Here is a 25,716-nt window from a genome sequence, read left to right as displayed (position 1 = left end):
CATCGTAGTCAGCGCCGGGGGTGCTCCCCCGCCGGCTCAGGGGACGAGGCGCTCCCGGTGGGCGTAGGCGTTGAACGAGGTGCCCCGGCTGAAGCCGAGCAGCGTGATGCCCACCTCGTCCGCGAGGTCGACCGCGAGGGCGGAGGGCGCCGAGACGGCCGCGAGCGCGGGGACACCGGCCATGGAGGCCTTCTGCACGAGCTCGAAGGACGCACGCCCGGAGACCTGCAGGACGGTGCCGCGCAGGGGCAGCAGGCCCTCCCGCAGCGCCCAGCCCACGACCTTGTCCACGGCGTTGTGCCGCCCGACGTCCTCGCGCACGCACAGCAGCTCCGGCTCGGCGGGGCCGTCGGCGGGCTCGGCGGAGTGCGCGGGCCAGCGGAAGAGCCCGGCGGCGTGGACGCCACCGGTCGTGGCGAACAGCTTCTGCCCGGTGCGCAGCCGGTCCGGCAGGGCGAGCAGCCCGGGCACGGGGAGCCGGACGGGGTCCGCCGCGGGGTCGAAGGAGGAGACCTTGGTGACGGCCTCGATGGACGCCGTGCCGCAGACCCCGCACGACGACGAGGTGTAGACGTGCCGCTGCATGGAGGTGTCCGGCAGGGCGACCCCCGGTGCGAGCCGGACGTCGACCACGTTGTAGGTGCGCTGCCCGTCGGGGCCGATGCCGCTGCGGTAGTCCATCTGCGCGAGCTCGGACGGCGCCCGGACGACGCCCTCGGAGACGAGGAACCCGGCCACGAGATCGAAGTCGTGGCCGGGGGTGCGCATGGTGACGGTGAAGGGGCTGCCGTGGAGCCGGATCTCCAGGGGCTCCTCCCCGGCGAGGGTGTCCGCGCGGCCGCCCTCGTCCCCCTGGGCCGTGTACCGGTGCACCCGGCGTCGCTGGGATGCTCGGGTCATGGGGTCCTCCGCTCCGGGGCCCTCCGGGTGGGAGCCCTCCCCCGGCATCCTAGGCCCGGGCCCGGACCGGCCGGAACGCCGTCCTTACTCGGCGGTAACGTCGGGCGAAGTGGGGACAATCAAGATCTGTTCGAATTCATAGACTTTTGTCTAGAGTTGACGTGTCAAGGCGATCCGGCGGTAGGGCTACCGGCGGACCGCCCGGCGATCCACCGCGGTCCCGCGGACCCGCGCCCTCTGGCGCGGCCGTCGCACCGGGGACGCCGGCCCCCCTGATCCCGGGGCCGGCGTCCCCCCCTGCTCCACCGGGCCTCGCACCGGATGCCGCGCGCTGCGCACCGATCCCGCGCAGCTCTCCTCCCACACCTCTCGCACGAAGGCGGAACCATGTCCTCTGCAGCACAGCACCTCCCGTCCGAGTCCCCCGCGCGGGGCGCCAAGAACGGCCGCACCGGCAAGGCCGTCCTGGCCGGCGCCGTGGCCGTCGGCCTCCTCGCCGCCGGCGGCGGCACCTTCTCGAAGTGGTCCGACTCCGAGGCCGTCGCCTCCGACGACAAGGTCGCCACCGGCGAGCTGAGCCTCGCCCTGGACCAGGGCGCCACCTGGACGGACGGCAACGACAAGCCCATCGACATCAACACGTACAAGGTCGTCCCCGGCGACACCGTCAAGCTCAAGGTCTCGCCGATCATCCAGGCCGAGGGCGAGAACCTCAAGGCCACCCTGGCCCTGGAGCTGCCGGCGAATCTCCAGTCCGTGATCGGGAAGTACGTCGACTACACCCTGCAGATCGACGGTCTCTCCGACACGAACAACGACAAGGTCTACGAGGTCACCGAGGCCAACGACGGCAAGCCGGTCGACGTGGTCGCGGCCTTCACCTGGAAGGCCGACAGCGTCACGGGTGACCAGGGACAGAACGTCCCGGCCCAGCCCGTGAAGGGCTTCAACCTGGTGCTCGACCAGAGCGTCTGACCGCCCTGCGGCGCCCCGGTGCGGTGGGAGACCACCGCACCGGGGCCTCCACCCCCACAGATTCCCTCTCATCCCCAGAGGCCCCCGTGACACACCCCGTCCGCCCCCGCCCCTCGGCCGCCGGCCGCGCCTTCGCGGCCACCGCGGCCTCCCTGCTCGCCCTGACGCTGCTCGGCAGCAGCACGGGCACGGACGCCCGGTGGTCCGACGCCGTCCCGCTCGAGACGCGGGCCGTCAGCACCGGGACGCTCGACCTGGTGCTCGAGCCGGCGCGGACGACCCTGCGGCACACCGACTTCGACCCGGCGACCGGCGCCGTCCAGCGCGGCACCACCGACCTCACAGGATCGGCAAACGCCGTTCCGGCGCTGGCTCCCGGCGACACGGTCGTCGTCACGACCCGGGCGCATCTCGACCTCGCAGGCTCGAACCTCACCGCGACCCTCGCGGTCGACCCCGGCGTGCCGGCCGGCAGCGCGGTCGTGCCGCGCGTGGAGCTGGCCCCGGCCCCCGGCACGGGGCCCCTGCCCCCCGGTGCCGGGCCGTCCACCTGGACCGTGACCGCGGCCCAGGACGGCGCCGTCTACGACGTCACCGTCTCCTACGACGTCCCCGCCGATCCGGCGGTGCAGGGCACGGCGCTCGCGCCGGGCCCGCTGACGGTCGCCCTCACCCAGAACTGATCCCCGGGAGCCCCGATGAGGAAGTACCGCACCCCCGCGGCGTATGCGCTGGCCGTCCTCCTCCTGCTGGTCGTCGTCGTGCTCATGACCCCGAACGGCACCACCCGCGCGCGCTGGTCCGCCGCCGGGCAGGCGGAGGTGCCCGTCCTGACCATGGGGGTGATCGGGTTCGACGTCGCCGGCGACGGGAGCTCGGCGACCCTGACCAACACCTCCGGGTTCGGGATCCGCTACCGGCCGGTGCAGGTCGCCCTCGTCGACACGACCGGTGCGGCCGTGACCCCGCCGGCGGGCCTGCGCTTCGCCTACCGCACCGGCGCGGCCTGCGGCGCCCCGGAGTCACCGGCGTCCTGGACCGCCGTCGCGCCGGGCGGGTCCACCCCGGTGGCCGTCCCGGGGAGCACCCCGGCGCCCCTGGAGCGGGACCGGCCCGCGGAGCTGTGCCTGACGGTGTCCACCGACGGCGCCGCCGAGGACGCGCTGCGCGCCCTGGCCGGGCGGTCCCTGCAGGTGGTCACCCGGCTGGAGGCCTCCTCCCTCGACGGGGGCACCTGGTCGGCGACCCGCTCGTGGACGGCGCCGTTCACGGTGGACCTCCCGCCCGTGACCGCGCCCTCGGTCCCGGTGCCGGCGGATGCGGCGCAGTGCGGGGCGGACAAGAGCACGGCGGTGCTGCGGTGGACGTGGAGCGACCGGCCCGGCGGCCCGGCTGTCGAGGAGTGGCAGGTCCTGGCACGGCCCATGGGCAGCACCCAGGCGCCGACGGTGCTCATGACCGTGTCGCACGGCGCGGCGCGAACGGCTCAGCTGGGCGCCGTCGATCTGCGGCGAGTGTCGGACCTCCGATCCAGCCAGGACTACGAGGTGCTCGTCCGGGCCGTGTTCGCCGCCGGAGGCACCACCCACGCGGACAGCGCCTACGCCTGGAAGATCAAGACCCCCGGCGCCAGCGGCAACATCAACTGCGAAGGACTCCCGTCATGACCGCCATGGTCCGCAAGGCTCTCCACCCGCTGCTCGTCGTGCTCCTGGCCGCGGTGTCCGCGCTGCTGCTGGCCGTCGTCGTCGCACCCCTCGTGCTGGGCTGGGTGCCGCTGACGGTGCTCTCCGGCTCGATGGAGCCGACCGTCCCGACCGGCAGCCAGGTCGTCGTCGAGCCCCTCGAGGGCGAGGCCGACGCCGCGCGGCTGAGCACCGGGGACGTCGTGACGTTCATGCCCCGGCCCGACGACGACACCCTGGTCACCCACCGGATCGTGGCCGTCGCGGTGGACGGCGAGGGCAGGCGCAGCTTCACGACCCAGGGCGACGCCAACGCCGTCCCGGACGCGGAGCCGGTCACCGCCACCCAGCTGCGCGGCGTGGTGAAGTACCACGTGCCCTGGGCCGGCCACGCCGCCACGCTGCTGGACGCGGAGCAGAAGCGCGGCGGGGTCGTGCTGGTCGCCGCGGCCCTGTTCGGCTACGCCCTGTGGCAGCTCGTCGGCGCGGTCCGGGACCGGGGCGGGCGCCCGGCCGGGGCCGGGGCACCGGTGCCGCCGCAGGACGCCCGGACGGCGCAGCTGTCGGTGGTGTCCGGCGGGTCCGTCAATAGCTGAAGGTCGTCGCCGCTTCTTCCCCGATCCACTTCCACATCGGTACGGTTCCGCCCATCTCGGCGTTGCCGAGCAGGTTCGACGGGTCCAGTTTTCGGGCGTCGAAGCAGACCGTGCACACCAGGTAGCGCCCTCCGGCCTGCTCGTAGCGGCCGAGCAGGTCCGGCAGGGGTGGGCATCCGTCGCAGGCCACGGCCCGTGCGAATCCCGGAATGGCCAGCCGCACCGCCTCCTTGGTCAGGAACATGAGCGTCGGGCGCCCCTGCTCGGCGGCTCCGACCGCGACGAGGAACGCCACGGTAACCCGTTCGGCGTCCTCCAGCCCGGTTGTCAGACTGACCACGGCTTTGTTGCTCATGTTGGTCTCCTCGCTCCGGTCCTGCACTCGGCGACGGATCGACGAACGCCGCCCACCTCTATTCCAGGACCACCCCGCCGGAGGATCAACAGGGCCGCGGAGCATTTCGGCAACGATCCGGCGGCCGTTGCCGGTCCCCGCGGCGCGGGCCATGATGGGCACCATGACCGAGACGCCGCTCACCGCCCTGCCCGAGAACTGGAACCGCGCGCTCGTGGTGGTCGCCCACCCGGACGACATGGAGTTCGGCGCCGCGGCCGCCGTGGCCCGGTGGACCGGCCAGGGCAAGGACGTGGTCTACTGCCTGGTGACCAGCGGGGAGGCCGGGATCGACGGGATGGCCCCGCCGGAGGCGGGCCCGCTGCGGGAGGACGAGCAGCGGGAGTCCTGCCGGGTGGTGGGCGTGGACGAGGTCGAGTTCCTGCGCCTGCCGGACGGGGTCCTGGAGTACGGGGTGGCGCTGCGCCGCCGGATCGCCGAGGTGGTCCGCCGGCACCGGCCGGACGTGGTGGTCACCAACAACTTCCGCGACACCTGGGACGGCGCCACGAACCTCAACCAGGCCGACCACATCGCGGTGGGCCGCGCCACCCTGGACGCCGCCCGGGACGCCGGCAACCGGTGGATCTTCCCGGAGCAGATCGAGGCGGGCCTGCAGCCCTGGCCCGACGTGACGGCGGTGTGGGCGGCGGCCTCCCCGGAGGCCCGGCACGCCGTGGACGTCACGGAGACCTTCGACGCCGGTGTGGCGTCCCTGCGCGCCCATCAGGCGTACCTGGACGGCCTGGGCTGGGCCGACTTCGACCCGGACGCCTTCCTGCGCGGCAACGCGCAGACCGTGGGCGAACGGGCCGGGGTGCCGCTGGCGAGCTCCTTCGAGGTGTTCCCCCTGCAGTGGGGCGGCGCGGACGACTGACCGCTCCCCCCGGCCGGGCCCCGGGTCAGGTCCGCGCAGGGTCCCGGAGCACCACCAGCACGAGCAGGACGGCGACGACGACGAGCGCCGCCACGAACGCGACCGCCCCGGACCAGCCGGTGGCGGTGTAGAAGACGCCGCCGGCGGTGCCGAGCACGGAGGAGCCCCCGTAGTAGAAGAGCGTGTAGAGGGACGACGCCTGGGCCTTGCCCGTGCGCGAGCGCACCGGCACCCAGCCCGAGGCCACCGCGTGGGCCGCGAAGAAGCCGGCGGTGAACAGCAGCAGCCCCGCCACGATCACGGGGATCGAGGGGACGAGGGTGGCCAGCAGCCCCGCCAGCATGACCAGCCCGCTGCTCACGAGCACCACCCTCCGGCCGTGGGCGGCCGCGAGCCGCCCGGCCGTCCCCGAGGACCACGTGCCGGAGAGGTAGGCCAGGAACAAAAGGCTCACCACGGTCTGGGAGACGCCGAACGGCTCCTCGCCCAGGTGGAAGCCCAGGTAGTTGTAGATCGCCACGAACCCGCCCATGAGCAGGAAGCCCTGCAGGTACAGCACCAGCAGGCCCCGGTCCGCCAGGTTGGCGCCCAGCCGGCGCAGCAGCCCGGACGGCCCGGTGAGCCGGATCGTCTGGCGGACGAAGCCGCGCTGGCGCGGGGCGATCAGGACGAACACCACAGCGGCGAGCGCAGCGAGCACGCTCACGGTGACCGTGCCGGTCCGCCAGCCGAACGCGTCGCCCACGGGGGCGGCGATGATGCGCCCGGCCAGCCCGCCCAGGCTCGTGCCCGCCACGTAGGTGCCGGCGGCGACGGCCGTGTGCCGGCGGTCGAGCTCCTCCGCGAGATAGGCCATGGCCACGGCAGGGATGCCGCCGAGGGCCACGCCCTCCACGAAGCGCAGCGCCACCACGGTCTCGAAGGCCGGGGCGAAGGGCATCACGAGCCCGAAGGCCGTGGCGGCCACGACCGCCATCACCATGGTCCGCAGCCGCCCCCAGCGGTCGGAGACCACGGACCAGGGCAGGACGCCCACGGCCAGCCCGAAGGTCGCGGCCGAGACGCCCAGGGACGCGCGGGCGGCGTCGATCCCCAGGTCGGCCGCCATGAGCGGCAGGACGCCCTGCACGGAGTAGAGCTGGGCGAACGTGGCGACCCCGGCGCACAGCAGGGCGAGCAGGACCCGGCGGTAGCCCCGGCTGCCGCGGTCGTAGCCGGTCCACGTCCCCGGCGGGAGGCCCTCAGCCACGGCCGGCGCCGGCCGCCGGGATCCCGGCCCGGAGCCCGGTGACCACCCACAGGGCCAGGAGCGCGAGCAGCGCGAGGTAGGGCAGGGCGGCCACCACGTCGATCACCGGGCCGGTGACGCCGAGCGGGCGCAGCCAGGCGTCCCAGCGGATCGGGCCCACGTACAGGCCCACCAGGGCGACTCCGCCCAGCGCCGGGACCAGCCGGCGCGGGCCGTCCCGGAGGAACGCGGGCCAGGCCTCCACCCACAGCGCGGTCAGCACGAGCCCCCACCACAGGTGGTGGTGGGACCAGGTGACCGGCGACAGGTAGAGCATGACGAGGGCGTTGACGGCCACCACGGAGAGGACCATCCCGCGCGCGGCGAGGACCCGGATCAGCAGGGCGGCGCCGACCAGCAGCACGAGGAGCAGCCCCCAGCGCAGCAGGGGCTCGGGGCCGGCGGGAACGCCGAGGTGGAGCAGCACGCCCTGCAGCGAGGTGTTGTCCACGTAGGAGGGGTCGCCCACGCGCTCGTCGCTGACCACGGCCTCGGTCCAGAACACGACCGCGTCCCGCGGCAGCACGAGGAACCCGGCGAGCACGGTCGCGGCGAAGGTGAGGCCCATCGTGAGGATCGGCCGCAGCTGCCCGCGCATCAGGAACACCAGCCCGAAGGCCAGCGGCGTCAGCTTGATCCCGGCGGCCAGCCCGATCCAGAACCCGCGCGGGATCCGGCCGAGCGGGCTGTCGTCGCGGGTGCGCAGGAGGTCGTAGAGCACGAGGGCGATGATCAGCGCGTTGATCTGTCCCAGGCCGACGTTGCGCATCCACGGCCCGGACCACAGCAGCACGGCGGTGCCCGCCGCCACCGCCGTGGCCGGGTCCAGGCGGGTCTGCAGCGGCAGCGGCCGCCCGCGGTCCGCCGCGTAGCGCAGGAGGAGCCACGAGAGCCCGGCCGCGAAACCGATCGTGAACAGCGCCAGGGCGAGCTCGGTGAGCCACTCGGGCAGGTAGGCCAGCGGCACGAACAGCAGGGCGGCGAACGGCGGATAGGTGAAGGGCAGCCCCCCGTCGCCGTCCGGGCTCAGGCCCGGCCCGTAGAGCTCGTCGTCGAACCCGTGGCGGTCCACCACGGCCATGCCGCCGAACCGGTAGACGTCCAGGTCGATGCTGCCGTCGAAGACCAGCCAGACGGACCGCACCAGCGCCCCCGCCAGCAGCAGCCACACCAGTCCGGTCAGCGGCGCGGAGCGCCGGGGGCGGGACGCCACGGCGGCGGAGGTGGAGGGAACGGTCACCAGGGCCTCGGCTTCCGGATCGGGATGCCGGCCCGCGGGCGGGAGGACTCCGGGCCGACCGCGGCCACGATCCCGTGGTGGTCGGGACCGGTCACGGTCGTGCTGGCGCGCATGGCAGGACTCCTCGTGCGGCGGGCGGGGCGGTCCCTACTCTAAGCCCGCCGCGGGAAGGGACCGGGCCGGGACCGGGCGGGCGGCCTAGCCCCTGCGCCAGTCGTCGCTCGTCAGGTGGGAGCCGGCCTGCGGCCCCATCTGCACCATGCCGCCGTCGACCACCCAGGACGCGCCGGTGACGTAGGCCGAGGCCGGGGAGGCGAGGAAGGCGATGACCGAGGCGATCTCCCGGGCGTCCCCGGGCCGGCCCAGCGGAACGCCGGGACGGTGGGTGCGCCGGGGGTTCTCGTCCTCCTGTCCCGTCATGGGGGTCGCGATCTCCCCCGGGGCCACCGCGTTCGCCGTGATCGCGTGCTCCCCCAGCTCCAGGGCGATGGTCTTCACGAGCCCGCCCAGCCCGTGCTTGGCGGCGTCGTAGGCGCTGGAGCCGACCCGGGGCAGGTGCTCGTGCACGCTGGTCACGGCGATCAGCCGCCCGCCGCGCCCGGCGGCGACCATGTGCCGGGCGGCCGCCTGGAGGCAGACGAACGCCCCGTCCAGGTCGGTGGCCACGACCTTGCGCCAGGTCCCCAGCGAGGTCTCCAGGAACGGGACGTTCGCCCCCGTGCCGGAGTTGTTCACGAACACGTCGACCCCGCCGAGCCGCTCCACCAGGTCGTCCACGACACCGCCGCAGCCGTCGAGGTCCGTGGTGTCCAACCGGGCGACCACGGCGCGGCGGTCGTAGGAGCGGACCTCCTCCGCGGTGCTCTCGGCACCGGCCTCGTCCTGGTGCCAGGTGATGCCGACGTCCATCCCGGCCGCCGCCAGGGCGACGGCCGTCGCACGGCCGATCCCGGAGTCCGAGCCGGTCACGATGGCGGTGCGAGGGATGAAGTCCATGGTCGTGCCTCTCCGCCCGCCGCCGGCGGGCTGCTCTCGAGGTGCTGCCGGAACCATCAGTCTACTACCGGTTCCGGGCGGCGGCACCGGTTCCCGCCGGGTCCGTGACGGACGGTTGCGGGTCCCGGGCATTCGGAGGAAACTGTTAAGCAAGCTGATGGTTCGAGGTGAGGAGAACGCCATGGTGCGCCAGGAATCGGCAGGAGCGTCCGTGCCCGAGGGCGCCGGGAGAGGCGTCCCGGACGGTGCGGGCGCCACGACGCCCCGGGGGCGCCGCCAGGAGGTGGTCGCCGCGGAGAAGCAGGAATACGGGGGCGTGAAGTTCGGCTGCGCGTTCTTCGGCTGGATGACCGCCACCGGCATCGCCGTGCTGCTCACCGCCCTGCTCACCGCGATCGGGGCAGGCGTCGGCGTGGCGACCAGCACCGACCCGGCCGAGATCGCGGACCAGGTCGGGCAGAACGCCGGCACCGTGGGGATCGTCAGCGGCATCGTCCTGGCCGTGATCCTGTTCGTCGCCTACTTCGCCGGAGGCTACGTGGCCGGCCGGATGGCGCGGTTCGACGGCGCCAAGCAGGGCGTGGCCGTGTGGGTCTGGGCCGTCGTCATCGCGATCGTGCTGGCGGTCCTGGGCGCCGTGGCGGGCGAGCAGTTCAACGTCCTGCGCGACCTCAACGGCTTCCCGCGGATCCCGATCGACGAGGGCACCCTGACCGCCGGGGGCATCATCGCACTGGTCCTCGCCGTGGTCATCCCGCTGATCGCCGCGATCCTCGGGGGACTCGCCGGGATGCGCTTCCACCGCAAGGTCGACCAGGCCGGGATCGACCACCAGTACCGCTCCGGTCTCTGAGGCACCGGCCTCCGAAGCACCGAACGCTGAGGCACCGGCGTCCGGGGGCGGTGCGGTCCCGCGGTCAGAAGCGCAGGACCAGCCGTCCCCGGACGCCGCCGGCCTCGAGCCGGCGGTGGGCCTCGGCGGCCTCCGCGGCGGGCAGGACGTCGGCCACGCGCAGGGTCAGCACTCCCTCCTCCACCCAGCGGCGCAGGAACTCGAGCTTGTGCCCGGAACGGTACTCGCGCGGCACGCTGATCCGGTGCACGGTGATGCCCCGGCCCGGGTTCCCGTCCCAGTGCCGGACGGTCGCAAAACGGCCGCCGTCCCGCACCGCCGGGGCGGCCTTCTCGTTCAGCACGGCGGCGTCCACCAGCGCGTCCACCCCCTCGGGGAAGAACTCCCGGATCCGCTCCGCCACGTCGTCGCCGCGGGCCACCACGTGGTCGGCACCCAGGCTCTCCACCAGCTCCAGGTCCCGGTCCGCGGCGTCCGCCACCACGATGAGTCCCTGGTGCTTGGCCAGCTCGACCACGTAGTTGCCCAGGGTACCGGCGGCCCCGGTGACGGCGAGGGTCTGCTCGGGCTGGAGGTGGAGCTCCTCGAGGATCTGCAGGGCCGTCAGCCCGTTCATCGGCAGGGTCGAGGCCGTGGCGAAGTCCGTGTTCGCCGGGATCCGGGCGACCGAGTCGTCCGGGGCGACCAGCAGCTCCGCGTAGGCGCCCCCGTGCTCGCCGCGGGGCAGGGCGATCGCCATCACGGCGTCCCCCACCCGCCAGGCGCTGCCCTCCCCGATCTCGTCGACGGTCCCGGCCGCGTCCATGCCCGGCACGTACGGCGGGCGCCGCTCCCGCAGCGGCTGTCCGCCGGCGCGCAGGACCGTGTCCGTGGGGCTGACGGCCGCGGCCCGCACCCGGATCCGCACCTCGCCGGGGCCCGGGTGCGGGTCCGGCACCTCGTGGGCGGTGAGGGCCTCCGGCCCTCCGAACGACGCGACTCCGATGACCAGCATGACCGTTCCAACGGCGGGGGCCCTGCGCCCATTCCGGGGTCCCGCCGATGACGCACCGATGCCGTGCCGTTGCCGTGGCGACATCCGCGCCGATCCCCCGTCACACGGTTGCAGCGGCACACACCCCGGGACCATCCTGGAGCCGAGCTCAGCCGCACTCTGGAGGAGACGTCATGATCACGGCCGACTTCGTCGCCCTTCCCGTCGCAGACCCGGAACGGGCCAGGCAGTTCTACACCCGTCTCGGCTGGGAGCTGCGGCCCCCGAGCCGGAACGTCCCGGAGGGCGCCACGATGCTGGTGCGGGGTGCGGCGCACGTCATGGTCCTCAGCGAGGACCGTCACCGGTGCCCGGTGGGTCCGGGGGAACCCGGCACCGAGTCCGACTCCTCCGTGGTCGCCGCGATCGACGTGGGCTCTCCCGCGGAGGTCGACGCCGTCGTCGAGCGGGCCGTCCGCGCCGGCGCGACGGAGGGCGAGATCATGGACTACGGCTTCCTGCGCTCGCGCAGCTTCCAGGCCCCGGACGGGCACCACTGGGAGGTCCTGTGGGTGGATCCGGCGCCGGTGCCGGCCCGGGCCGGCGGGGCGGGTGAGCAGCCGTGGCGCCGGCCGTCCTGATCCACCTGCCGGTGGTCGACCTCGCGGCGTCCCGGAGCTTCTACACCGCGCTGGGCTGGACCCCCGACCCCGGGTTCTCGGACCAGCACGCCGTGACCGTCGTGGCCGGCGAGGACCTGTGGGTCGTGCTCCTCGACCACCTGACGTTCCGCGGCCGCGCGGACAAGGACGTCACGGACACCAGGCGCTGCGCCGCGGCCATCCACTCCCTGTCCGTGGCGACCCCGGAGGAGGTCGACGAGTTCGTCGACCGCGCCGTGGCCGCCGGCGCCCCGGAGGGTCGCCCCCAGGACCGGGACTTCCTGCGCTCGCGCAGCTTCCAGGACCCGGACGGCCACCTCTGGGAGATCATGTGGATGGACCCGCTGGCCGGCTCCGGGGACTGGACGGCGGTGCAGCAGAAGTACCCCCTGGAGGGCTCCGGACACGCCTGAGCGGCGCCGGAGGCACGCCGCCGCCCGGCCGCGGAGCGACCGGGCGGCGGCGTGCCTCCGCCGGTCACTTCTCCGAGACGGCCGCCGCGAGCCGCTCGAGGGAGTCCTCCAGGGCGCCCTCCTCGAAGAGCGGGAAGGACACGGCCTTCCTGGCCTCGGGGCTCGCGTGCTCCCAGGAGTAGGTCTCGGTGACCAGGGTGGCGCCGGGGCCCTGCGGCTCGAGCTCCCAGATCCACTCCCAGCCCTCGAGCTCGGCGCCCTGCGGCTTCGGCCGCCAGGCCAGGAGCTTGTTCTCGTCGAAGCCCGAGACGGTGTTCTCCATGACGTAGTCGCCGCCCATGTGCTCACCGTTCATGTTCATCACGAACACCTGGCCGACCTGCTGGATGCGCTGGTCGTCGCCGGAGACCACCGTGCCGGAGCCGTCGATCTGCTGGTGCCGGGACGGGAGGCTGAGGACGTCGAAGATGGCGTCGGCGGGGGCGTCGATGAGGCGGCTGGCGGAGATGCTGTTCTCGGACATGCGGGGAATCCTTTCGTCGGGACGGTACGGCCCCACCGTAGGCAGGTACAGGGGCGGACCCGCCAGCGCATTCCGCTCCCCGCGTACCCGGACCGGCCGGGCGCCCCGGACGGTCAGTAGGGCCGCTGGGCGGGATCCACCTGCTCGATCCAGGCCAGCACCCCGCCCTCCAGGTGGGCGGCGTCGGCGTGCCCGGCCGCCCGCAGCAGCCGCAGCGCCCGCTCGGAGCGCGCCCCGGCCTTGCAGTGCAGCAGCACCCGGCGTCCCGGGTCGATCCCCGCCAGCGCCTCGCCGGACTCGAACCGGGCCAGGGGGACCAGCCGCGCGCCCGGGATGGCCGCGAGACGGGCCTCGTAGGGCTCGCGCACGTCGAGGAGCTCGAACTGCGCCTCGCCGCGCTCCCGGGCGGCGAGCAGCTGCGCGAGCTGCGGCGCCGTGACCGTGGGCAGCTCCTCCCCCGCCGGCCGCGCCGGGGCGGGTGCCGCGCAGAAGGGAGTCCCGGCGTCGTCCTGCAGGGAGCGCACGGGCGGGCGTCCCGGCGTGGGGGCCAGCGGGATCTCCCACCAGCGCGCGGACAGGGCGTCGTAGGTGGCCACCCGGCCCAGCATGGTGGTGCCGATCCCGGTGACCAGCTTGACGGCCTCGACCGCCAGGGCGGTCCCCAGCAGGCCCGGCAGGACGCCGAGCACCCCGGCCTCGGCGCAGCTGGGCACGGTGCCCGGCGCCGGCGGCACCGGGTAGAGGTCCCGGTAGGTGGGCCCGTGCGCGCCCCAGAAGACCGAGTACTGGCCGTCGAAGCGCAGGATCGAGCCCCACACGTGCGGGACACCGCCGAGCTCGCACGCGTCCGAGACGAGGTAGCGGGTCCCGAAGTTGTCCGAGCCGTCCAGCACGAGGTCGTAGCCGGCCAGGATCCGCCGCGCGTTCGCCGCCGTGAGCCGCTCGCGGTGCTCGACGACGCGCACCAGCGGGTTGAGGTCGGCGATCCGCGCCGCGGCCGAGGCCGTCTTGGGCGCGCCCAGGGCGGCCTCCCCGTGGATCACCTGGCGCTGGAGGTTGGAGGAGTCCACCACGTCGTCGTCGACGATCCCGAGGGTCCCCACCCCCGCGGCGGCGAGGTAGAGCAGCGCCGGGGAGCCCAGTCCGCCCGCGCCCACGCACAGCACCCGGGCGTTCTTCAGCCGCCGCTGGCCCTCCTCCCCGATCTCGGGGACGGTGAGGTGCCGGGCGTAGCGGCGCAGCTCGGCGTCGGTGAGCGCGGGGGCGGGGTCGACGAGCGGGGGCAGGTCCACGGCGCTCAGCCGTCCAGCCCGACCCACTCGGTGGAGCCGTCGGCGAAGGACTGCTCCTTCCAGATGGGCACCTCGGCCTTGATCCGGTCGACGAGCGCGTCGCAGGCGGCGAACGCGAGCTTGCGGTGGGCGGCGCCGACGGCGGCCTCCAGCGCGGAGTCCCCGACCTCCAGGTGGCCGATCCGGTGGGCCGCCCAGATCCGGGTGCCGGGGAACTCCTCGGCGACCGCCCGGGCCACGTCCTTGACCGCCCGGTCGGCGCCGGGGTGGCAGGTGTAGTCCAGGCTCGTGACGGAACGGCCGCCGTCGTGGTCCCGGATCACGCCGCTGAAGGAGACCACGGCGCCGGTGCGCTCGTCCTGCACGGCCGAGACCGCCTGTGCGTGGTCCAGCGGCTCGTCGGTCACGAACGCGGCGACCACGGCGGTGTCGGCCTGGATGGGTCCGGGAGTGCTCATCGGTCGTTCTCCTCGTGCGGCTCGGGGTCCTGCGGTCCGGGGTCCCGCGGCCCGGGGTCCTGCGGTGGCGGGGCCTGCTGCTCGGGGGCCTGCGGGGCGGCGGCGTGGTGCCGGAGCCCGGGGTCGGTGTGCCCGCGGTCGCGGTGGCCCTCGAGCTGGTCGCAGACGTGGTCGAGCAGGGGCTCGAGCACCTTCAGCCCGTCCCACACCCCGCCCGTGGAGCCGGGGAGGTTGACCACGAAGGTGTGCCCGCTGACGCCGGCGTGCCCGCGGCTGAGCACCGCCAGGGGCGTGGTCCTCCGGCCCTCCGCCCACAGTGCCTCCATGATCCCCGGCAGCTCCCGGTCGAGGAAGGGGCGGGTGACCTCCGGGGTCAGGTCGTCGGGGGCCAGGCCGGTGCCGCCGCTGGTCACCACGACGCTGGGCCGGTCCTCCGGCGCCCGTGCCACCAGCAGGCGCTCGAGCTGGGCGCGGACGTCCTCGCCGTCGGCCACCACGAACGGGCCCTCCACGGTGAAGCCGTGGGAGCCGAACCAGTCCGCGGCGATCCGCCCGCTCCGGTCCCGGTAGACCCCGGCGGCCGCGCGGGTGGAGGCGACGATGACGGCGGCGCTCCTCATGCGCGGTCCCCGCCGTCCCGCGACCAGTCCCCCGACTTCCCGCCGGACTTGGCGAGCACCCTGACCCGGTCGATCTCGGCGAGCTTGTCCACGGCCTTGATCATGTCGTAGAGCGTCAGCGCGGCCACCGACGCCGCGGTCAGGGCCTCCATCTCCACGCCGGTCACCCCGCGGGTGCGCACGGTGGCGGTGATCCGCACCCCGTCGACCAGGCGCTCGAAGTCCACCACCACCTTGCTGATCGGCAGGGGGTGGCACAGCGGGACGAGCTCCGGGGTCCGCTTGGCCGCCATGATCCCCGCGACGCGGGCCACCGGGAGGGCATCGCCCTTGGGGAGGTCCGCGGCGAAGACCTGCTCGACGACGTCGGGCCGGGTGCGCAGCGTGGCCGTCGCGGTGGCCTCGCGGGTGGTGACGTCCTTGTGCGAGACGTCCACCATGTGCGCGGAGCCGTCCGCCCGGACGTGCGTGAGGCCCTGCTGCTGATCGGTCATCTCGGTGCGGTCCCTTCGGGTCTCCGGTCGGTGCGTCCTCCTATTCTGGCCCACGTCCGCTCCGGGGCCGGGCCTGGTCCCGGGTCGGGCGCGGTGCTAGCTTGGCCGCACGCCATCCCGCGCCGCCGATGCCGCCGACCTGCGAAGGAGCACACGATGACGGACGAGCACGCCACCCACGTCGAGGACCTGCCGGTGCACACCTGCTGGGAGCTGCTGCGGGACGCCGGGGTCGGCCGCCTCGCCGTGTGGGTGGAGGACCACCCGGACATCTTCCCGATCAACTTCGTGGTGGACCACGGGACGCTCGTCTTCCGCTCGGCCGAGGGGACGAAGCTCGCGGCCGCTCTGGCCGACGTCCCGGTGGCGGTGGAGATCGACGGGTACGACGCGTCCTCGGCCCAGGGGTGGAGCGTGGTGCTCAAGGGCCGGGCCGAGCGCATCCAGCAGATCCAGGAGCTGACGGACACCCTGGACCTGCCGCTCTTCCCGTGGCAGTCGGGCCGGAAGGGCGTCTTCGTCCGCGTCGTGCCGGGCCTCGTGACCGGCCGCCGGTTCCCGGTCGCGGACCCGGGAGAGTGGCGCACCCCGGTGTCGGAGGCGCGGCGGGCCCCGGATGAGTGAGCGGGTCGACGACGGGACCGGCGAGCCGGCCGGGGCCCAGCGGCTCACCCGGTGCCCGTCGGCCGGCCTGCTGCTCGACGTCCGCGACGCGGGGCCCGCCGACGGCCCCCCGGTGCTGCTGCTGCACGGCTTCCCCCAGGACCGCACGAGCTGGGACCGTCTCGCGCCCGCGCTGCACGCCGCGGGCCTGCGCACCCTCGCCCCCGACCAGCGCGGCTACTCCCCCGGGGCGCGGCCCCGCGGCCGCGGGGCCTACCGGCTGGAGCTGCTCGTCGAGGACGCCGTGGCGGTGCTCGACGCCGCCGGGGTGGAGCGCGCGCACGTGCTGGGCCACGACTGGGGCGGGATCGTGGCGTGGGCCCTGGCGGCGCACCGGCCGGAGCGGACGGCGGCCCTCACGGTGGCCTCGGTGCCCCATCCGCGGGCGCTGTCCCGGTCCCTGGTCCGCTCGGGGCAGGGGCTGCGCTCCGCCTACGTGGCCGCCTTCCAGCTGCCCCGGCTCCCGGAGACGGTGCTGGGCCCGCGGCTCGGGGACCTGCTGCGCCGCTCCGGGCTGCCCGCCGCGGAGGCCGCCCGCTACGCCGCCCGGATGCAGCAGCCGGGCGCGCTGACCGCGGCCCTGGACTGGTACCGCGCCGTGCCGCTGTCGCGGCTGCGCACGGGCCCGGTCGACGTCCCGACCACCTACGCGTGGGGCAACCGGGATCTTGCCCTGGGCCGCCGGGCCGCGGAGCTGACGGCCGGGCACGTGCGCGGCCCGTACCGGTTCGTGGAGCTGGACGCCGGGCACTGGCTGCCCGAGACCCGCCCGGAGCAGCTGGCGGCGCTCGTCGTGGCGCGAGCCGGCGGAGCCGGGTAGCCGCTCAGCGCCGGGCGGGCCCTTCGTCCGTGGGTGCGCCGCGCCCCCGGCCGGGAGTCCCGGCGATCCGCAGCGCGGCCTCGAGCGCCACGAGCGCGAACGCGGTGTAGTAGACCCACACCGAGGGGTACAGCTGCGGGACGGTGCCGTTGCGGCCCACCAGGCTGAGCACGAACAGGAGCGCGCCGGCCACGAGCAGCACGAGGTGCGTGGTGCCGAAGGCCCCCTCCGTCCCGCGCCGGGCGAGGAAGATCGCCAGGACGGCGAAGAAGATGGGGAACAGCATCTGGCCCACCACGGTGATCGCGTTCTGGTGGTACTCGTAGCGTCCGAGCGCCTGGATCACGGCGGTGGCGGCGAGCAGCAGGGGCGCGGGCAGGGACTTCATGAGGGCCTGTTCTGTAGCGGTCGTCACGGGAGCGGTCGTCGTCGGAGCGGTCGTCACGGGGTCCCCGGTCCCGGACCGGGGACCGGGCGAGGTGTGCAGGCCAGTCTAGTCAGCGGGGCGGACGGTCCCGGCCACCGTCAGTCGAGCCCGAGCAGCTCCACGGGAGCGCCCGCCGGCAGCTCCGCGTCCCCCGGCGGCAGCAGGACGAGGGCGTTGGCCCGGGCCGCGGCGGCCAGCAGGTGGGAGCCGGGACCGCCCGCCAGCCGCACCACGGTGCCGTCCCACACGCCCCGGCGGACCTGGGTCCTGCCGGGCAGCGGGCGGACGGCCTCTGCGAGCCGCGCCGTGCGGAGCGGGCGGGGGACGGGGGCGCCGACGGTCTCCGTCAGCGCCGGCCGCAGGAACATCTCGAAGGACACCAGCGTGCTCACGGGGTTGCCGGGCAGGCACACGAAGGGCACCCCGTCCCGGTGGGCGAGCCCCTGCGGCCCGCCCGGCTGCATCGCCACGTGCACGAACTCGCCGTGGGGCCCGAGCACCTGGCGGACGACCTCGTAGGCGCCCTCGCTGACACCGCCCGAGGAGACGAAGAGGTCGGGTCCCTGGGCGGCGTCGGCGGCCAGCCGCGCGGCGAAGGCCTCGGGGTCGTCGGGAACCAGGTGGGCGGCGAGCACCTCCACGTCCGCCTCCGTCAGCTGCGCGCCCAGGATCGCCGCGTTCGCGTCGAAGATCTGGGCGGGCCCGCGGGCGGTCCCGGGGGCCACCACCTCGTCCCCCGTCGTGTAGACCACGGCCCGGGGCCGGGCCCGCACCCGCAGCGCGGCGCACCCGAGGGCGGCGGCGAGGCCGATCCGGGCGGGCGTCAGCCGCTGCCCGGCCGACAGGGCGGTCGCCCCCTCGGCCAGGTCCTCGCCCGCCCGGCGCACGAACCGTCCGGCCGGCTGGTCGGCCGGGACACGGAGCACGCTCCCGGGAGCCGGGAAGCCGCCCGGGAGCGTCTCCTCGACCGGGACCACGGCGTCCGCCCCGGGCGGCAGCGGCGCACCGGTCATGACGGGGGCCGCCTCCCCGGCCGCCAGGGGCCCCGGGACGTGACCGGCCGGGACGGGTGCGACGACGACGAGCCGCGCCTCCTCCTCCCCCGGCGCCCCCCGGGTGTCGGCGGCACGCACCGCGAAGCCGTCCATCTGCGAGTTGTCGAAGGGCTGCAGGCTCAGGGGCGCCACCAGGTCCTCGGCCAGGACCCGGCCCAGTGCCTCACGCAGGGGGACGGTCTCCCCGCGCGGGCGGATTCCGCGCAGTGCCTCGGTGACCGCACGGCGGTGCTCGTCGACGCTGCGGACCGGGTGCTGCGCGTGCCTGCTCATGCCCCCAGCGTAGGGGCCCGCCGAGGAGCACCCGGGGTGGGCGGACCTGGCAGGATCGGTGGCATGGCACAGCGGGAGGTGGAGCACACGTCGGACGGGCGGTGGATCGTGGTGGACGGGCGGCGCTGGCGGCGGCAGGACCCCGCGCTGCCCGACGACGTCGCGGCCCGGCTCACCTCCCACCTGGGGCGCGCCCGCGCGGCGGTGCGCACCGCGCGCCGGGAGGGCACGGAGGACCGGCTGCGGGCCGCGCGGGACCGGGTCGGGCTGGCGAAGCGCGGCCTGGGCGAACGCGGCACGCCCTGGTGGGAGCAGAGCCCGGCCGAACGGGAGACCCGCTGGACGGAGGCCCTCGCGCGGCTGGACGGACAGGCCCCGCCGGAGCCGGGCTGACCCCGGCCAGGGCGCGGCACGGACACGGCGCGGACACGGCGCGGACCAGCGGCGGACGACCCGGCCGGCGCACGGGAGATTCTCGGCATGCTGGGGACTGATTACACTGGGCGGACCACCCCGGCACGCCGAGCACCGTGCGGGCCGGGCGCGACCACCGAGGCGGTGACATGAGCGTTTCCCTGGGCATTCCGCAGATCCGCAGTGCGGGACCGGCACCCAGTCCCGCCCCGCCCCGGGCAGGACTGGTGGACCGGCACGGGCGGCGGGCCACCGATCTGCGGCTGTCGGTGATCGACAAGTGCAACCTGCGCTGCACCTACTGCATGCCCGCCGACGGGCTGCCCTGGCTGCCGGCCTCCCAGCTGATGAGCCCGGCCGAGATCACCCGGATCGTCACCGTGGGGGTGGACCGGCTGGGGATCACCGAGCTGCGCCTGACCGGTGGGGAACCACTGGTGCGCGGTGACCTGGAGGAGATCATCGCCGCGGTGCGCGCCACCCACCCGCAACTGCCGATCTCGCTGACCACCAACGGCATCGGCCTCACCACCCGCGCTCCCGCCCTGGCGGCGGCCGGGCTGAGCCGGATCAACATCTCCTTGGACTCCCTGGACGCGGCCACCTTCCGCGCCCTGGCCCGCCGGGACCGGCTGGCCCAGGTGCTGGCCGGGGCCGAGGCCGCCGCGGCGGCCGGGCTGACCCCGGTGAAGATCAACGCGGTGCTGATGGCCGGGATCAACGACCACGAAGCCCCCGGCCTGCTGGCCTGGGCGCTGGAGCGCGGCTTCGCGCTGCGCTTCATCGAGCAGATGCCCCTGGACGCCGACCACGGCTGGACGCGGGAGGAGATGGTCACCGCCGCCCAGATCCGGGCCCGGCTGGCCACCCGGTTCCGGCTCACCCCGCACCCGGCACCCCGCGACGGCGCCCCGGCCCAGCTGTGGGACGTCCACCCCGGCCCCGCGACCTCCACCGGGGCCGGGACCACCGGGACCGGCGCGGCCCCCGGCGGGACCACCGGGACCGGGGACGACGCCGGGGGCGGGGCCGGGAGCGGGCCGCTGGGCACGGTGGGGATCATCGCCTCGGTCACCGAGCCCTTCTGCGCCGACTGCACCCGCACCCGGATCACCGCCGAGGGGAGGATCCGCTCCTGCCTGTTCTCCCACCAGGAGGTCGAGCTGCTGGAGCTGCTGCGCGCCGGGGCCACCGACGCGCAGCTGGCCGAGCGGTGGCAGGCGGCGATGTGGGTCAAACCCGCCGCGCACGGGATGGACCGCCCCGGCCTGGACTCCCCCGACTACGTCCAGCCGGCCCGCTCGATGAGCGCGATCGGCGGCTGAGCGGGGGTGCTGATCCGCTACTTCGCCGCCGCCCGGGCCGCCGCCGGCACCGACACCGAGACCGTGGCGGTTCCTGCCGACCGGCCCTGCACCCGCCGGGACGTGGAGGCCCTGCTGGTCCGGGCCCACCCGCAGCCCCCGCCCGGGCAGCCCCCGCTGGCCCAGGTGCTGGCCCGCTCCAGCTTCCTGCTCGACGGGGTGGCCTGCCCCGACCCGGCCACCGTGCTCACCGACACGTCCGTGCTCGACGTCCTGCCGCCCTTCTCCGGCGGGTGAGCCGGTGAGCGCCCCGGGCCCGGGCCCGGTCTTCTCCGCCGTGGTCCTGGCCGGCGGGCGCTCCTCCCGGCTGGGCGGACGGCCGAAGGCGGGCCTGCGGCAGGGCGGGCGCACCCTCGTGGAGCTCACCCTGGACGCGGTCCGGGAGGCGACCGGGGTCGTCGTCGTCGGGCCCGCGGAGCTCGCCGTTCCCGCGGGCGTGCTGCGGGCCCGGGAGGACCCGCCGTTCTCCGGACCGGCCGCAGGCATCGCGGCGGGCCTGCGCGCCCTGGAGACGCTGCCCGGGACGCCGTGGACCCTGGTCCTGGCCTGCGACATGCCCGGGGTGGCACGTGCCGTCCCGCTGCTGCTGGAGGCCACGAGGAGCGTGCCCGGGACGGACGGGCACGTCAGTGTCCCGCCCGACGGCCGCCGCCAGCCCCTCGCGGCCCTGTACCGCACGGAGGCGCTGCGCGCCGCGTACGCGGGCCAGGACCCCACGGACCGCTCGGTGTTCTCCTTCGTGCGACACCTCGGCCTGCACGACGTCACCGTGGCCGAGGACGCCACCGCGGACGTGGATACGTGGGACGATGTGCGGAGGCACCACCTGACCTGACCACGAACGGGCGGCCCCACCGCCCGGGAGGAGCACGGCATGCCCAAGGACCTGAGCCCGGCGGAGCACGAGACGCTCGAGCGCTGGCTCGCGGCGGTGCGCGCCGCCCTGGACGTCCCCGACACCGAGCTCCCGCTGGACGCCGTGCTGGGCCTCACCGGGCGGGTGGCCCACAGCACCGTGCGGCCGGCCGTCCCGCCCACCGCCTACCTGCTGGGCTACCACGTGGCCCGGGCGGTCGCCGCGGGCGAGGAGGAGCACGATGCGCTGCGCCGCGCCCTCCGCACCGTCGGCGACCTCGTCCCCGCCGCCCGCCGAACTCCCGAGGAGAACTGATGTCCGGACTGCCCCTGCCCCACGACACCAACAGCCCCTACACGCACGCGCTGCCCGTCATCGACGACGACGACGCCCCCGCGCCCGCGCCCGTGGAGGTCGAGACCATCCAGGACGCCGAGTGGCACCGCGCCCGGCAGTTCTCCTACGAGGTGGCCACCGCCCTGCCCAGCCACTGGCTGCCCCTGCAGGAGGCCCTCGGGGGGGTCCTCGCCGAGGACGTCACCGCACCGATCCCCGTGCCGCACTACGCCTCCTCCGCCATGGACGGCTACGCGGTGGCCGGCCCTCAGCCGTGGACCGTGGTCTTCCCGGAGCCCGTGGAGACCGACCCCCGCAAGATGCTCACGATCCCCCCGAAGGAGCTCTACCGCCCGGTGCTCAACCTGGAGCCGGGGCAGGCCACGCGCATCGTCACCGGCGGGCTCGTCCCCGCCGGTGCCCGGGCGGTGCTGCGGGACGAGTACGCGCACCTGTCCGAGGAGGGCACGGTGCTGACCATCGCCGCCCACGCCCCCTCGGCCGAGGACATCCCCTACGGGCAGAACATCCGCCGCACCGGCGAGGAGGTGGCCGCCGGGGACGTCATCCTGCGCGGCCAGTGCCTGCTCAACCCGGCGCACATCGCCTTCGCAGCGATCAGCGGCCACGACATGCTCCCCGTCCGCCGCCGCCCGCGCGTGACCATCCTGCTGACCGGCAGCGAGGTGGTCGAGGACGGGATCCCCGAGCCCGGCCAGGTCCGTGACGCCTTCGGCCCGCAGCTGCCCACCTTCGTGGAGATGCTGGGCGGGTCCGTGGACCAGCTGCGGCGTGTGGAGGACACCGCCAAGGCGATGCTCTCGGCCCTCACCGAGGCGCCCTCCGGCATGGCCTCGGTGCTCGACGCCCGCACCGAGGTGGTCATCACCACCGGCGGGACCGGGCACTCCGACGCCGATCACGTGCGCTCCGCGCTGGAGGAGCTCGGGGCGGTGTTCCTCCTCGACGGGCTCGCCCAGCGCCCGGGCCACCCCACGTTCCTCGCCCGCCTGCCCGAGGACGGGCCGTTCGTCGTCGGGCTGCCGGGGAATCCGCTGGCGGCCATGACGAGCATGTTCACGGTGGCCCAGCCGCTGCTGGCCAAGCTGCACGGCGACCCGGCCCCGGCCACGCGCGCGCTGCCCGCGGCCGAGGAGCTGCCGGGCCAGAAGGTGACCGCCCTGGTGCCCGGCTACCTGCAGGACGGGAAGGTCGCCCCGCGGGACCGGGTCGGCGCGAACATGCTGCGCGGGCTCGCGCACGCGGACGTCATCATCGTGGTGCCCCCGGGCGGAGTGGCCGCCGGGCAGGACGTCGAGGTCGTGCCCCTGCCCTGGCGCTGAGCCGCGGCCGGAGGGACGAGAGGGCCCGGGCACGAGGGTGCCCGGGCCCTCGCTCCGCCCTGAGGTCCTCCCGGGTGCGCGGTGCGCTCGGCAGGTTCGGCTTCCTCGCCGCGGGCGGCGGAACCGCTCAGGCGGTGAGGAAGAGGACCAGAGCGCCCAGGACGAACACGCTGGAGGCGGCGAGCGCGCAGCCGAACTCGACCACGATGCCCAGGCCCGCGGCCTTGAGGGCCACCCAGCTGGAGTCCAGGGCGGTGCGCAGGTCGCGCTGGCGGGCGGTCTCGCTCAGCAGCAGGCCGACGAAGAAGCCCACGAAGATCCCCACGACCGGGATCACGAACAGCCCCACCACGGCGCCCGCCGCCGCGTACAGCAGGGAGCGGTTGGGGATCTGCCGCTGCTTGAGCCGGGCGCCGGTGAGCACCGCGCTCGCGGCCATCCCGGTGAGCGCCAGCACGGAGCCGACGGCCAGCACCGTCCAGCCCTCCACCGCCTGCACGGTGAGCGCCCAGACCAGCAGCCCCACGACGATGAGGATCGAGCCCGGCAGGACCGGGACGATGACGCCGAGGCACCCGACGACGAGCAGGACGGCGGTGATGAGGGTCGCGATGATCTCGGCGGTCACGTCCTCATCGTAGGCGGTCCCTGCCCGCTGTCCCCCCAAGAGGCCGCAGACCCGCCCGCGCCGGCGCTCCTAGCCTGGGACGGATGTCCACCACCGTCCTGCGGCCGGCACGCCCGGACGCCGAGCAGCCCGAGGAGCGCCCCGCGCGCAGCTCCTCGTGGTTCCTGCTGGCCTCGGTGCTGCTGCTGCTGATCGGCACGGGAGGACTGATCCACGCCAACACCTCCGACCGCGGCCCGGGCGCCCCCGGGACCGGCGCGCCGAGCCGCACCGCTCCCGTGCCCGAGCCGTGGGGTGAGGACGTCCTGGCCGCCGCCGAGCTCTCCGGGCTGCCGCCGCAGATCGTGGCCGCCCAGCTCGACGTCGAGAGCCGCTGGGACCCCCGGGCCGTGAGCCCGGCCGGGGCCCGGGGCCTCGCCCAGTTCATGCCCCGGACGTGGGCGCGGTACGGGCGGGGAGACCCCTTCGACCCGCGCGACGCCATCCGCGCCCAGGGCCGGTACCTGAAGGACCTCCGGCGGATGGTCGGCGGCCTCGAGCCGGCCACGGCCGAGGAGGAGATCGACCTGGTGCTGGCGGCCTACAACGCCGGGCCCACCGCGGTGCTGCGGCACGGGGGGATCCCCCCGTTCGCGGAGACCCGGGGCTACGTGACGCGGATCCGTGAGCTGGCGGACACCACCTACGCCGGGGTGTGCGCCTGCGGCTGAGGCCCCGCACCGCCCCGCCGCCCGGCTCCTCCGCCCGACTGCTCCGCCCGACTGCTCCGGCCGACTGCTCCGCCCGGCTCCTCCGCCCGGTGCGCCGCTTCTCCCGTCCGGTCCGGCGAGCCGGTGCGCTCAGCCGGTCTGCCCGCCGGTGCGGCGCCGGTCGCGGGCCAGGCCCGTCAGGGCGCGGCGGGCCGCGTGGTAGCCGGCCATCCCGTGCACCCCGCCGCCGGGCGGGGTCGAGGAGGAGCACAGGAAGACCCCGGGCACGCCGGTGGCGTAGGGGTCGGCCTGCACGACGGGCCGGAAGACCTGCTGCAGCCCGTCCAGGGCGCCCCCGCCGATGTCGCCGCCCACCAGGTTGGCGTTCCACGCCTGCAGCCCGGACGGCGGGGTGTCGACCCGGGCGAGGATCCGGTCGCGGACGCCGGGGGCGAAGCGCTCCAGCTGGTCGAGCACCCGCTCCCCCGCCCGCGGGTCGTCACAGCCGTGCGGGACGTGGGCGTAGGCCCACAGCACCTGCTGTCCCGCGGGTGCCCGGGACGGGTCCGCGGCCCCCTGCTGGGCCACCAGGACGAACGGCCGCTCCGGGAGCCGTCCCGCGCGGGCCTGGGACTCCGCGGCCCCGATCTGGGCGAGCGTCCCGCCCACGTGCACCGTCCCGGCCCGGGCCACCCGTGGGTCGCACCAGGGCACGGGCCCGTCCAGCAGGAGGTCGACCTTGTAGCAGGCCGTCCCGTAGCGCCAGCGGGACAGCGCCCGGCGGTACCGGGGCGGCAGCTCGAGCCCGCCCAGGCCCAGCACCTGCCGGGGCGTGAGATCGAGCAGGACGAGCTCGGCCGGGCGCACCTGGGCGAGGTCGGTCACCGGGCGGTCCAGCAGCACCCGGCCCCCGTGCTCCCGGAGGTCGGCCACGAGCGCGTCGGCGATCGCCTGGGACCCGCCCCGGGCCACCGGCCAGCCCGTGGCGTGGGCGGCGGCGCCGAACAGCGTGCCGAACGCGGAGGTCAGCACGTGGCGCGGGGGCAGCACGGCGTGCGCCGCGGACCCGGCGAACAGACCCCGGGCCTGCTCGGTGCGGAACACCGCCCGCGCCGTGGCCGCGGCCGGCCACGGCGCCCGGAGCCCGAAGGACGCCAGGGCCGCCGGGTGCTCGGGCACCCGCACGAGCGGGCCCAGGGCGGACTCGACCGTCTGCTCCCAGCGCTCCACCACGCCACGGTGCAGGGCCGACCAGGCCCGGCCGTCCGGGCCCAGCTCCGCGGCGGTGCGCTCGAGGGAGCGGTGCAGCAGCCCGGGCGGGCCGTCGTCGAGGGGATGGGCCGCGACCACCGGCGGGTGCAGCCACTCCAGCCCGTGGCGGTGCAGGCCCAGCCGCGAGAACAGCGGGCTGGCCACCCCGAAGGGGTGCACCGCGGAGCCGAGGTCCACCACCGTGCCGGGGCCGAGCACGGCGGCGGAGCGCGCCGCCCCGCCGGGCGCGCCCGCCGCCTCGTGCACCGTGACGTCGAGCCCGGCGCGGGCCAGCACCACGGCCGCGGCCAGCCCGTTGGGCCCCGCGCCGACGACCGCGGCCGCTCCCTCCACCGAC

General features: G+C 75.5%; 32 protein-coding genes. 17 read left to right on the top strand and 15 right to left on the bottom strand.

Going from position 1 to position 25,716, the window contains the following annotated elements; genetic code table 11:
* Positions 1–36: 36 nt before the first annotated feature.
* Positions 37–900 carry a formate dehydrogenase accessory sulfurtransferase FdhD gene (gene fdhD / locus AYX06_RS14000; RefSeq protein ID WP_062737089.1) on the bottom strand — a complete coding sequence of 288 codons (864 nt, stop codon included), beginning with the start codon at positions 898–900 and terminating at the stop codon, positions 37–39.
* Between the two features lie 387 nt (positions 901–1,287).
* On the opposite strand from fdhD, the gene AYX06_RS13995 reads away from it, so the two are divergent.
* From AYX06_RS13995 to AYX06_RS13980, 4 genes are all read left to right on the top strand, one after another.
* Positions 1,288–1,875, top strand: coding sequence for an alternate-type signal peptide domain-containing protein (locus AYX06_RS13995; protein ID WP_062736290.1), 588 nt, complete (start codon positions 1,288–1,290; stop codon positions 1,873–1,875).
* An 86-nt stretch (positions 1,876–1,961) separates the two neighbouring features.
* Positions 1,962–2,558: a hypothetical protein gene (locus AYX06_RS13990; protein WP_062736289.1), complete on the top strand. Its 597-nt coding sequence runs from the start codon at positions 1,962–1,964 to the stop codon at positions 2,556–2,558.
* A gap of 15 nt (positions 2,559–2,573) precedes the next feature.
* Positions 2,574–3,542: a hypothetical protein gene (locus tag AYX06_RS13985; protein WP_062736288.1), complete on the top strand. Its 969-nt coding sequence runs from the start codon at positions 2,574–2,576 to the stop codon at positions 3,540–3,542.
* Positions 3,539–4,156: a signal peptidase I gene (locus AYX06_RS13980; protein ID WP_062736287.1), complete on the top strand. Its 618-nt coding sequence runs from the start codon at positions 3,539–3,541 to the stop codon at positions 4,154–4,156. Before AYX06_RS13985 ends, AYX06_RS13980 begins: the two co-directional genes overlap by 4 nt.
* On the opposite strand, the gene AYX06_RS13975 is transcribed toward AYX06_RS13980, so the two are convergent.
* The gene (locus AYX06_RS13975; RefSeq protein WP_062737088.1) at positions 4,146–4,511 is read right to left on the bottom strand and encodes a DsrE family protein; all 366 of its coding nucleotides are present in this window, start codon (positions 4,509–4,511) and stop codon (positions 4,146–4,148) included. The two genes, AYX06_RS13980 and AYX06_RS13975, sit on opposite strands and share 11 nt — an antisense overlap.
* Positions 4,512–4,674: 163 nt before the next feature.
* On the opposite strand from AYX06_RS13975, the gene AYX06_RS13970 reads away from it, so the two are divergent.
* Positions 4,675–5,427, top strand: coding sequence for a PIG-L deacetylase family protein (locus AYX06_RS13970; RefSeq protein ID WP_062736286.1), 753 nt, complete (start codon positions 4,675–4,677; stop codon positions 5,425–5,427).
* A gap of 25 nt (positions 5,428–5,452) precedes the next feature.
* On the opposite strand, the gene AYX06_RS13965 is transcribed toward AYX06_RS13970, so the two are convergent.
* The 3 genes from AYX06_RS13965 to AYX06_RS13955 all read right to left on the bottom strand — a co-directional run bounded on the left by AYX06_RS13965 (position 5,453) and on the right by AYX06_RS13955 (position 8,951).
* Complete coding sequence (locus tag AYX06_RS13965; RefSeq protein WP_062736285.1) at positions 5,453–6,676, bottom strand: MFS transporter; 1,224 nt, start codon at positions 6,674–6,676, stop codon at positions 5,453–5,455.
* Positions 6,669–7,955 carry a glycosyltransferase family 87 protein gene (locus tag AYX06_RS13960; protein WP_062736284.1) on the bottom strand — a complete coding sequence of 429 codons (1,287 nt, stop codon included), beginning with the start codon at positions 7,953–7,955 and terminating at the stop codon, positions 6,669–6,671. Before AYX06_RS13960 ends, AYX06_RS13965 begins: the two co-directional genes overlap by 8 nt.
* 198 nt (positions 7,956–8,153) lie before the next feature.
* The gene (locus AYX06_RS13955) at positions 8,154–8,951 is read right to left on the bottom strand and encodes an SDR family oxidoreductase (RefSeq protein ID WP_062736283.1); all 798 of its coding nucleotides are present in this window, start codon (positions 8,949–8,951) and stop codon (positions 8,154–8,156) included.
* Positions 8,952–9,132: 181 nt separating this feature from the next.
* Here AYX06_RS13955 and AYX06_RS13950 point away from each other — a divergent pair, with 181 nt between their 5' ends.
* Positions 9,133–9,804, top strand: coding sequence for a hypothetical protein (locus AYX06_RS13950; RefSeq protein ID WP_084271639.1), 672 nt, complete (start codon positions 9,133–9,135; stop codon positions 9,802–9,804).
* A gap of 64 nt (positions 9,805–9,868) precedes the next feature.
* Here the strand turns inward: AYX06_RS13950 and AYX06_RS13945 are convergent, their stop codons facing one another.
* Positions 9,869–10,798 carry an NADP-dependent oxidoreductase gene (locus AYX06_RS13945; protein WP_062736282.1) on the bottom strand — a complete coding sequence of 310 codons (930 nt, stop codon included), beginning with the start codon at positions 10,796–10,798 and terminating at the stop codon, positions 9,869–9,871.
* Between the two features lie 173 nt (positions 10,799–10,971).
* Between AYX06_RS13945 and AYX06_RS13940 the strand changes: the two genes are divergently transcribed.
* A complete protein-coding gene (locus AYX06_RS13940; RefSeq protein ID WP_062736281.1) occupies positions 10,972–11,418 on the top strand; it encodes a VOC family protein in 447 nt (148 codons plus the stop codon).
* Complete coding sequence (locus AYX06_RS13935; protein ID WP_062736280.1) at positions 11,400–11,852, top strand: VOC family protein; 453 nt, start codon at positions 11,400–11,402, stop codon at positions 11,850–11,852. Before AYX06_RS13940 ends, AYX06_RS13935 begins: the two co-directional genes overlap by 19 nt.
* Before the next feature lie 64 nt (positions 11,853–11,916).
* On the opposite strand, the gene AYX06_RS13930 is transcribed toward AYX06_RS13935, so the two are convergent.
* The 5 genes from AYX06_RS13930 to moaC form a co-directional block, all read right to left on the bottom strand.
* The gene (locus AYX06_RS13930) at positions 11,917–12,375 is read right to left on the bottom strand and encodes an SRPBCC family protein (protein WP_062736279.1); all 459 of its coding nucleotides are present in this window, start codon (positions 12,373–12,375) and stop codon (positions 11,917–11,919) included.
* A gap of 113 nt (positions 12,376–12,488) precedes the next feature.
* Positions 12,489–13,667, bottom strand: coding sequence for a molybdopterin-synthase adenylyltransferase MoeB (moeB, locus tag AYX06_RS13925; RefSeq protein ID WP_062737086.1), 1,179 nt, complete (start codon positions 13,665–13,667; stop codon positions 12,489–12,491).
* A 5-nt stretch (positions 13,668–13,672) separates the two neighbouring features.
* On the bottom strand, positions 13,673–14,125 hold the full coding sequence (locus AYX06_RS13920) for a molybdenum cofactor biosynthesis protein MoaE (RefSeq protein ID WP_062736278.1): 453 nt from the start codon (positions 14,123–14,125) through the stop codon (positions 13,673–13,675).
* Entirely contained in the window at positions 14,122–14,745 is a 624-nt protein-coding gene (locus tag AYX06_RS13915; RefSeq protein ID WP_307725495.1) for a molybdopterin-binding protein, read from the bottom strand. Before AYX06_RS13915 ends, AYX06_RS13920 begins: the two co-directional genes overlap by 4 nt.
* Complete coding sequence (gene moaC / locus AYX06_RS13910) at positions 14,742–15,239, bottom strand: cyclic pyranopterin monophosphate synthase MoaC (protein ID WP_062736277.1); 498 nt, start codon at positions 15,237–15,239, stop codon at positions 14,742–14,744. The genes AYX06_RS13915 and moaC overlap by 4 nt, the downstream gene beginning before the upstream one ends.
* A gap of 156 nt (positions 15,240–15,395) precedes the next feature.
* On the opposite strand from moaC, the gene AYX06_RS13905 reads away from it, so the two are divergent.
* Positions 15,396–15,863, top strand: coding sequence for a pyridoxamine 5'-phosphate oxidase family protein (locus tag AYX06_RS13905; protein ID WP_062736276.1), 468 nt, complete (start codon positions 15,396–15,398; stop codon positions 15,861–15,863).
* Positions 15,856–16,722, top strand: a complete 867-nt coding sequence (locus AYX06_RS13900; RefSeq protein ID WP_084271637.1) for an alpha/beta fold hydrolase — start codon at positions 15,856–15,858, stop codon at positions 16,720–16,722. The genes AYX06_RS13905 and AYX06_RS13900 overlap by 8 nt, the downstream gene beginning before the upstream one ends.
* 4 nt (positions 16,723–16,726) lie before the next feature.
* Here AYX06_RS13900 and AYX06_RS13895 read toward each other — a convergent pair whose 3' ends face one another.
* Both AYX06_RS13895 and AYX06_RS13890 read right to left on the bottom strand, forming a co-directional pair.
* Positions 16,727–17,137, bottom strand: coding sequence for a hypothetical protein (locus AYX06_RS13895; RefSeq protein WP_232319318.1), 411 nt, complete (start codon positions 17,135–17,137; stop codon positions 16,727–16,729).
* A gap of 110 nt (positions 17,138–17,247) precedes the next feature.
* A complete protein-coding gene (locus AYX06_RS13890) occupies positions 17,248–18,477 on the bottom strand; it encodes a molybdopterin molybdotransferase MoeA (protein ID WP_062736274.1) in 1,230 nt (409 codons plus the stop codon).
* A gap of 63 nt (positions 18,478–18,540) precedes the next feature.
* Here AYX06_RS13890 and AYX06_RS13885 point away from each other — a divergent pair, with 63 nt between their 5' ends.
* From AYX06_RS13885 to AYX06_RS13860, 6 genes are all read left to right on the top strand, one after another.
* Positions 18,541–18,870, top strand: a complete 330-nt coding sequence (locus tag AYX06_RS13885) for a hypothetical protein (protein WP_062736273.1) — start codon at positions 18,541–18,543, stop codon at positions 18,868–18,870.
* A 170-nt stretch (positions 18,871–19,040) separates the two neighbouring features.
* Positions 19,041–20,216 carry a GTP 3',8-cyclase MoaA gene (locus AYX06_RS13880; RefSeq protein ID WP_062736272.1) on the top strand — a complete coding sequence of 392 codons (1,176 nt, stop codon included), beginning with the start codon at positions 19,041–19,043 and terminating at the stop codon, positions 20,214–20,216.
* Positions 20,217–20,222: 6 nt separating this feature from the next.
* Positions 20,223–20,492, top strand: a complete 270-nt coding sequence (locus AYX06_RS13875) for a MoaD/ThiS family protein (RefSeq protein ID WP_062736271.1) — start codon at positions 20,223–20,225, stop codon at positions 20,490–20,492.
* A gap of 4 nt (positions 20,493–20,496) precedes the next feature.
* Positions 20,497–21,090: a molybdenum cofactor guanylyltransferase gene (gene mobA, locus AYX06_RS13870; protein WP_062736270.1), complete on the top strand. Its 594-nt coding sequence runs from the start codon at positions 20,497–20,499 to the stop codon at positions 21,088–21,090.
* Positions 21,091–21,129: 39 nt separating this feature from the next.
* Entirely contained in the window at positions 21,130–21,426 is a 297-nt protein-coding gene (locus AYX06_RS13865) for a DUF6457 domain-containing protein (protein ID WP_062736269.1), read from the top strand.
* Positions 21,426–22,790, top strand: coding sequence for a molybdopterin molybdotransferase MoeA (locus AYX06_RS13860; protein WP_062736268.1), 1,365 nt, complete (start codon positions 21,426–21,428; stop codon positions 22,788–22,790). Before AYX06_RS13865 ends, AYX06_RS13860 begins: the two co-directional genes overlap by 1 nt.
* A gap of 127 nt (positions 22,791–22,917) precedes the next feature.
* Here the strand turns inward: AYX06_RS13860 and AYX06_RS13855 are convergent, their stop codons facing one another.
* Positions 22,918–23,418, bottom strand: coding sequence for a DUF456 domain-containing protein (locus AYX06_RS13855; RefSeq protein WP_062736267.1), 501 nt, complete (start codon positions 23,416–23,418; stop codon positions 22,918–22,920).
* Between the two features lie 83 nt (positions 23,419–23,501).
* On the opposite strand from AYX06_RS13855, the gene AYX06_RS13850 reads away from it, so the two are divergent.
* Positions 23,502–24,128: a lytic transglycosylase domain-containing protein gene (locus AYX06_RS13850; RefSeq protein WP_062736266.1), complete on the top strand. Its 627-nt coding sequence runs from the start codon at positions 23,502–23,504 to the stop codon at positions 24,126–24,128.
* A gap of 129 nt (positions 24,129–24,257) precedes the next feature.
* Here the strand turns inward: AYX06_RS13850 and AYX06_RS13845 are convergent, their stop codons facing one another.
* Complete coding sequence (locus tag AYX06_RS13845; RefSeq protein ID WP_062736265.1) at positions 24,258–25,712, bottom strand: phytoene desaturase family protein; 1,455 nt, start codon at positions 25,710–25,712, stop codon at positions 24,258–24,260.
* Positions 25,713–25,716 lie beyond the last annotated feature (4 nt).

The organism is Kocuria turfanensis, from assembly GCF_001580365.1.
Classification (GTDB): Bacteria; Actinomycetota; Actinomycetes; order Actinomycetales; family Micrococcaceae; genus Kocuria; species Kocuria turfanensis.
This window is presented reverse-complemented; position numbering and strand designations above follow the sequence as displayed.